This window comes from Streptomyces sp., from assembly GCF_036566765.1.
Taxonomy (GTDB): Bacteria; Actinomycetota; Actinomycetes; order Streptomycetales; family Streptomycetaceae; genus Streptomyces.
Genome location: NZ_DATCVQ010000305.1, coordinates 1 through 5,705, shown reverse-complemented (window position 1 = coordinate 5,705; position 5,705 = coordinate 1). Strand labels below are relative to the sequence as shown.

The window sequence follows — 5,705 nt, the reverse complement described above, 5'->3', positions numbered from 1 at the left end:
GCTTCACCTGCGCTATCGGGTGCGCCGTTGACCGATTTGAGCGGGTACACGAAGAAGTCCACTGCGAACGGTGAGCCAGGAGAATTCGTCGACGAACCCGCCACCGACGCCGACATCCTCGACGACGCGGGCAACCTCGCCCTGTCGGCCCACACCCTCGCCACCAACCTGCTGCGCGCCGGCGTCGACATCGTCGTCGTCGCCGAACTGCTCGGCCACGCCCGCCTCGACACCGACCGCCGGTACACCCTGCCCCCACCCACGCCGACCTCGAAGACGCCGTCGGAGGCCTCCCCACCGATCAATGGGGCACCGCTGACCTGGGCGAACTCAAACGGGTGTACCGGGTTGCACGGTCCTTACCGACACCCCCATACCCACGAACCCGGTCCCCGTCTGCGGGGCGACCAACGCGTTCTCAGGGTGGTGACACGGCTTGCGATTCCTTCAGTGCTGGTCGTCCGGCCCGGCGTGAGCTCTTCTGCTTCGCGGTCGGGCTGTGGGCCCAGCGGCCAGGCTGCACGGTGTCGCGTCTGGCGCGGGTCCTCAGCACCGGCCATCGGTTGGGCTTCTTGATCGCCCGTGGGCAGTCCCGGCTGCGGGCGGGCCGGGAGGGTTCGGCTGTGTGCCTCACGTCCGGCCTCGGTATAGGAGCGGGTGAGCGCCTGGGTCGTGGACGCTCCAAGCTGGGAAGGGATGCGGCGGATGATGCGCACGCACCTCAGGTAGGACACGCGGTCTGCATCCAGGACCGGAAGGGCGAGCGCAGCCGTGTGGGCGACCTGACGGATGGCCTGGTGAACCGCGAGGTAGGCCCACAGCTCCTGCGGACGCCCTCCGGCGTCCGCGACCTGATCTGCCCGCCGGGGCCGAGGTAGTTCTTGATTTCGTCGAAGGCGAGCTCGGTCTCCCAGCGTTCGCGGTAGCGCGCGACCAGTTCGGCGGCCGGCCGGAACGGGCGCGGTCGACGGGCGTGGGACCGACGTGATCCCCCCTTTTGAGGGCCCGGACGTGCGACCCGTCCACGGAGCAGTCGTCCAGGTCCAGCAGGGCGTCGCGCCGAAGCTCGGCCAGCAGGGCGGCGTGCACCCTTGGGGATGGTCCGTCCGTAGTGCGGTAGACCTACAACACGCGCAGGGCCTGGTCGACGTCGCGCTCACGCCTGGCGAGCGCATGCAACACGGCTTGGTCGCCGTGCCGGTCCCGGGCGGCGGCAACAAGCACATCCACCGCGATGGCGAGCGCAGCGTCGGGCACTCGGCATGGCGCGTCGACGCTGAGCGCGAGGTCATCGAGGTGAACCGCCAGCTCGACACAGCGGGTCTGCAGGTATCCGTCGAGCAACATCTCCTCTCCCGGCCGGTGAAGGACAGCCACCCGTCGATCGGCGGACTCCATGCCCAGCCGCTGCGTCAGCCGCACCCATGCTGCCCGGGCCTGCTCAGCCACGACTGCGGGGCCGGCTGCGGCAGTTTCCTCGCTGCGGGCACGCACTCCGACGTTCAGCGCAGAGTTCGGCAACGACGTATCTGCGAGCCGCGCGTAGTACCGAACCGGTGACACCGGCTCCGCGCCGACTACCTGACCGTCGAGGAACCACTCGACCTGAAGGACGCTACGCGCAAGGTGGCCGGCCAGCCCGCCCACTGACATCCCGGGGAGCACGGACTCGGTCTCCCAGCATCGGGCCACCTGCTCTGCAGCCAGCAGGTGCACCGCCTTCTCGGCCGCCTGCAGGTATGTCTTCCGGATCTCATCAGTCATTCGGGCATCATCTCAACCTCATCATCACAGCCGCTGACAGGTCCGCGTTGTGGATCGACCCGCCGGCCCCGGCCGCCTGGGGAGCTCGCCCATGTGGGGAGTGTGGTGGCGCGGGAGCGGCGGGCCCCATCGGCTTGCATCGAAGTCCGCCGGGTTCCCCCGGGGCCACGGGCCCGTGTCAGGCTGCGGTCTCTTGGTGGGTCCTGGCGGCGGCCAGGTCCGCCGCTCGCCGGACCGAATCGGCGGAGGCGGCCAGCAGCGGCAGCCGGACGGCCGGGCTGGGGATACGGCCCTGGGCGTGCAACACCCCCTTGATCACAGTCGGGTTCGGCTCGGCGAAGAGCGCGGCGGACAGCCGGGCCAGCTCCGTTCCCAGCCTGCGGGCCGGTCCGGTGGCGTCGCGCTGCCACAGCGAGATCAGCTCGGCGAAGTCAGCGGTGCGGACATTGGCCGACGCCAGGATGCCGCCGCGGGCGCCTGCCGCGAGCAGCGGCGAGATGACGGCGTCATCGCCGCCGAGCACCGCGAAGCCCGGTGCCGACGAGCCGAGCAGTTCCATCGCGGCTGCGTCGATCGCACCGGTTGCGTACTTGACCCCGACGACCTGCGGTAGGTGCCTGAGCGCGTTCAGCGTGCTGGTGCTGAGGGGCTGACCGGTGCGGTACGGGATGTCGTAGACCACGAGCGGCAGACCCCCGTGCTCGGCGAGTGCCGTGAAGTGCGCTAGCGTTCCCGCCTCGCCGGGCCGGGTGTAGGGCGGTGTGGGAACCAGCGCCGCGGCGACGTCACCGCTCTGAGCGAGCTCCCGCAGTGTTGTGATGGCGGCGGCGGTGTCGTTAGTTCCGACGCCGACGATCAGCGGAGCTCCGTGTGCCCGGCAGGCGGCCGAGCAGATGCGGACCACCGCCCGCTTCTCCTCGGTGGTCAGCGTGGCCGCCTCCGCGGTGGTGCCCAGGGCAACGAGTCCGCGAGCGCCGCCGACCGATAGTGCCTCGTCGGCGAGGCGGGCGAGCGCGTCCGGGGCGAGGCGCAGGTCGTCGGTGAACGGAGTCACCAAGGGGACAAACAGGCCGGTGAGATTCGCTTCGGGCTTCATGCGCCCAGCCTGACCGACACCAACCCGATAGATCCAGTTCATGTTTCTTCGCCTATGCGTAAGCTCACCTTATGCTCGATGTCCGACGTCTCCACCTGCTGCGCGAGCTGGACCGACGCGGCACCATCGCGGCCGTCGCCGAGGCGCTGACCTTCACCGCCTCGGCCGTCTCCCAGCAGCTGAGCGTGCTTGAGCGCGAGGCGGGCGTACCCCTGCTGGAACGAAGTGGCAGACGGGTGGTGCTCACTCCCGCGGGCCGCACCCTCGTCACCCACGCCGATGCCGTCCTCGAACGCCTCGAACTGGCGGTGTCCGAGCTGGCCGGGGCACGCGAGGGCATCGGCGGGCCGCTGCGGATCGGGACGTTTCCCTCCGGCGGCCCCGCGATCGTGCCCGCCACGCTGGCCGAACTGGCCCAGCGGCATCCCGCGCTGGAACCGATGGTGCAGGAGATCGACTCGGCGCGGGTCTCCGACGGCCTACGCGCCGGCGAACTCGACGTGGCCCTCGTCCACGACTACGACTTCGTGCCCGCGTCACCGGACACCACGGTCGACCAGGTGCCCCTGTTGGAGGAGCCGATGTACCTGGCCACGGGCGCCGCCACCGACACCGATCCCGCAAGAGGTCCCGCTGCCCGCGGTGACACGCTGGCGGAGCTGCTCGGACCGTGGGCCACGGCCCCGTGGATCACTGCCCGGGACGGCACGACCGGCCACGCGATGGCTGTACGCGCCTGTCAGGCGGCCGGTTTCCAGCCGCGCATCCGCCATCAGGTCAACGACTTCCGTACGGTCCTGGCACTGGCCGCCATCGGCCAAGGTGCCGGACTCGTACCGGAGATGGCCACCGCACACGCCCCCGAGGACGTGGTCCTGACCCGGCTGCCCCTCTTCCGCCGCTCGAAGGTCGCCTTCCGCGCAGGCGGCAGCACCCACCCGGCGATCGCAGCATTCGTGTCGGCGGCGCGAACAGCGGTGGGCGCCACGGGCCGTGCCTCCTCACTGATCGCTTCAGTGAGTTGAGTCGCGGGTCGTGTGCTCGACGATCTTGGTCGGCAGGGTGTCCGGAGTGCGTGCTGATCTTGTTCCTGACGACCTGTGGGAGCGGGTGGCCCCGCTGCTGCCGCCCGCTCCCGAACGGCGCCGCCGCTACCCCGGTCGGCTGCCTGTTCCCGACCGGGCAGCACTCGCCGGCGTCATGTACGTGCTGTTCGAACGACGCGCCGATCTCCACCAGGGCCTGCTCGAACTGGCCTGCAGGCCCGTATGCCTCCGCCGCCTGCGAACCTCATTCTGAAACGATCAGTAAGTCCCGGCACAAGAAGCCGGAGAACGTACGGCGCTCCTTCCATCCCTCGGCGGAGGCGATCGCCAAAGTCACCAGTCTGCTCGCGCCCCGCAAGAGCAGGCGGTGAACCCAACACCGCTGCCCGGCGGGCTCGTCGTCGAATCGTTCGCGACACGAGCGAGCGGTGCGCACCGGTGGCGCGGGGCGCGGCGTCGCCTGATCGATCTCATCCAGAGCCCGCCAGACGGTGGGGCGCGAGTCTTCCCATCCCGTTTGGCGCTGATCGTCGCGATGACAGCTCCGTCGCCGACTGGGAGCGAGATGTCAACGAGCAACGCCCCTGCCATCGAGCAGGGCGTTGCTCGAGATGGTCTGTTTCAGGATGCCTTTTGGTCGGCGGGCTTCTCGGTCTCGGTGGTCACCCGTGCCCCTCGGAAGAGCACCGGGAGCCACAGGAGACATGCCAGCAGGGGGACCGCGGCGTAGGCGGCCATGCCCACACTGGAGCCCAACCCGTCCATGAGCGCGCCGAGGACGAGATAGCCGATGCCGATGAGCACCGACTCCACGAATGCGATCACCGACAGCAGGCTCGCACGGTGGCGCGACGGCACGGCCTCGTTGAACACGTTGTCCACGATCACTGCGGTGATCTCGGGAATCCCGACCAGGGCCAGGAACGCGGCGATGGTGACCCAGACAAGGCCGAGGCCGCTCAGGCCGAGTGCCGCGGCGAGCGTCAGGAGAGACACCGGGACTATGACCCGATACCCGATGCGCCGGTCCGCGCGGTCCGACAGCAGCGGCGTGAGCCCGCCGGCGAAGAATCCCGCCGATATGACCACGCTGACCAATGCGGTGCCCGCTCCCTGATCGGAGAGGGTCTTCTGCGTAAAGATGATGTACGGCGTCAAAGTCGCATGCATCAACCCAGACACCACGACAAGCGTCACGAGCGCTGGCGTGGCGACCCGAAGCATCGCCCGCCATGCTGTGGCGTCGCCGTGCTCCTCCTCGGCTCCGTCCTGCTCGTCCACCGCGTCCGCGCCGCGGATCTCGGGCACCCGTGACATCAGCACCACCACGGCCAGGGCGAGGCACGCCGCCGAACCGACGTAGACGACTCCCCAGGAAATCTGCTGCAGTTGACCGCCGAGGACGATGGCGGCTCCCGAGGTGACCGTCCCGAGCATGGTGAACCGGGACTTGATCTTGACGTAGCCGGCCGTTGCACCACGACGCACGAGCAGGTCGTACAGCAGGGCGGTGTCCGAGCCGGACACACATGCCATGCCCACGCCCTGCCCGATGAACAGCGCCAGGAACACCCAGTAGTTGGAGAACGCCACCTGACCGAGCAGACATCCAGCTATCAGCATCTGGCCGATCACGATGCTGGCACGCCTGCCGATTCGGTCGGCAATGACTCCCGTCGGCAACTCCGCAAGTCCGCTGACCAGGTAGAGCAGTGTCTGCAATAGGGCCACTTGCGCGGCGGAGAAGCCTCGCTGATAAAGGAAGATGACGAATACGCCGCGCTGGAACAGCGAGTTGG

At 69.2% G+C, this 5,705-nt stretch carries 5 protein-coding genes and 2 pseudogenes; 2 read left to right on the top strand and 5 right to left on the bottom strand.

Annotated features, from left to right (window positions below):
• Positions 1-12: 12 nt before the first annotated feature.
• The 4 genes and pseudogenes from VIU94_RS17540 to dapA form a co-directional block, all read right to left on the bottom strand.
• The gene (locus VIU94_RS17540; RefSeq protein ID WP_331912544.1) at positions 13-219 is read right to left on the bottom strand and encodes a hypothetical protein; all 207 of its coding nucleotides are present in this window, start codon (positions 217-219) and stop codon (positions 13-15) included.
• Between the two features lie 729 nt (positions 220-948).
• Positions 949-1,086 (bottom strand): annotated as a pseudogene (locus VIU94_RS17535) (IS5/IS1182 family transposase); the annotation flags it as partial.
• A gap of 36 nt (positions 1,087-1,122) precedes the next feature.
• Complete coding sequence (locus VIU94_RS17530) at positions 1,123-1,764, bottom strand: maleylpyruvate isomerase N-terminal domain-containing protein (RefSeq protein WP_331912542.1); 642 nt, start codon at positions 1,762-1,764, stop codon at positions 1,123-1,125.
• Positions 1,765-1,942: 178 nt separating this feature from the next.
• The gene (gene dapA, locus VIU94_RS17525; RefSeq protein ID WP_331912540.1) at positions 1,943-2,860 is read right to left on the bottom strand and encodes a 4-hydroxy-tetrahydrodipicolinate synthase; all 918 of its coding nucleotides are present in this window, start codon (positions 2,858-2,860) and stop codon (positions 1,943-1,945) included.
• A 71-nt stretch (positions 2,861-2,931) separates the two neighbouring features.
• Between dapA and VIU94_RS17520 the strand changes: the two genes are divergently transcribed.
• Together VIU94_RS17520 and VIU94_RS17515 are read left to right on the top strand one after the other, a co-directional pair.
• A complete protein-coding gene (locus VIU94_RS17520) occupies positions 2,932-3,885 on the top strand; it encodes a LysR family transcriptional regulator (protein ID WP_331912538.1) in 954 nt (317 codons plus the stop codon).
• A 46-nt stretch (positions 3,886-3,931) separates the two neighbouring features.
• A pseudogene (locus tag VIU94_RS17515) lies at positions 3,932-4,072 on the top strand (IS5/IS1182 family transposase); the annotation flags it as partial.
• Between the two features lie 455 nt (positions 4,073-4,527).
• Here VIU94_RS17515 and VIU94_RS17510 read toward each other — a convergent pair.
• Positions 4,528-5,705 (bottom strand): MFS transporter (locus tag VIU94_RS17510; RefSeq protein WP_331912536.1); only part of this gene is annotated, 1,178 nt, incomplete at its 5' end.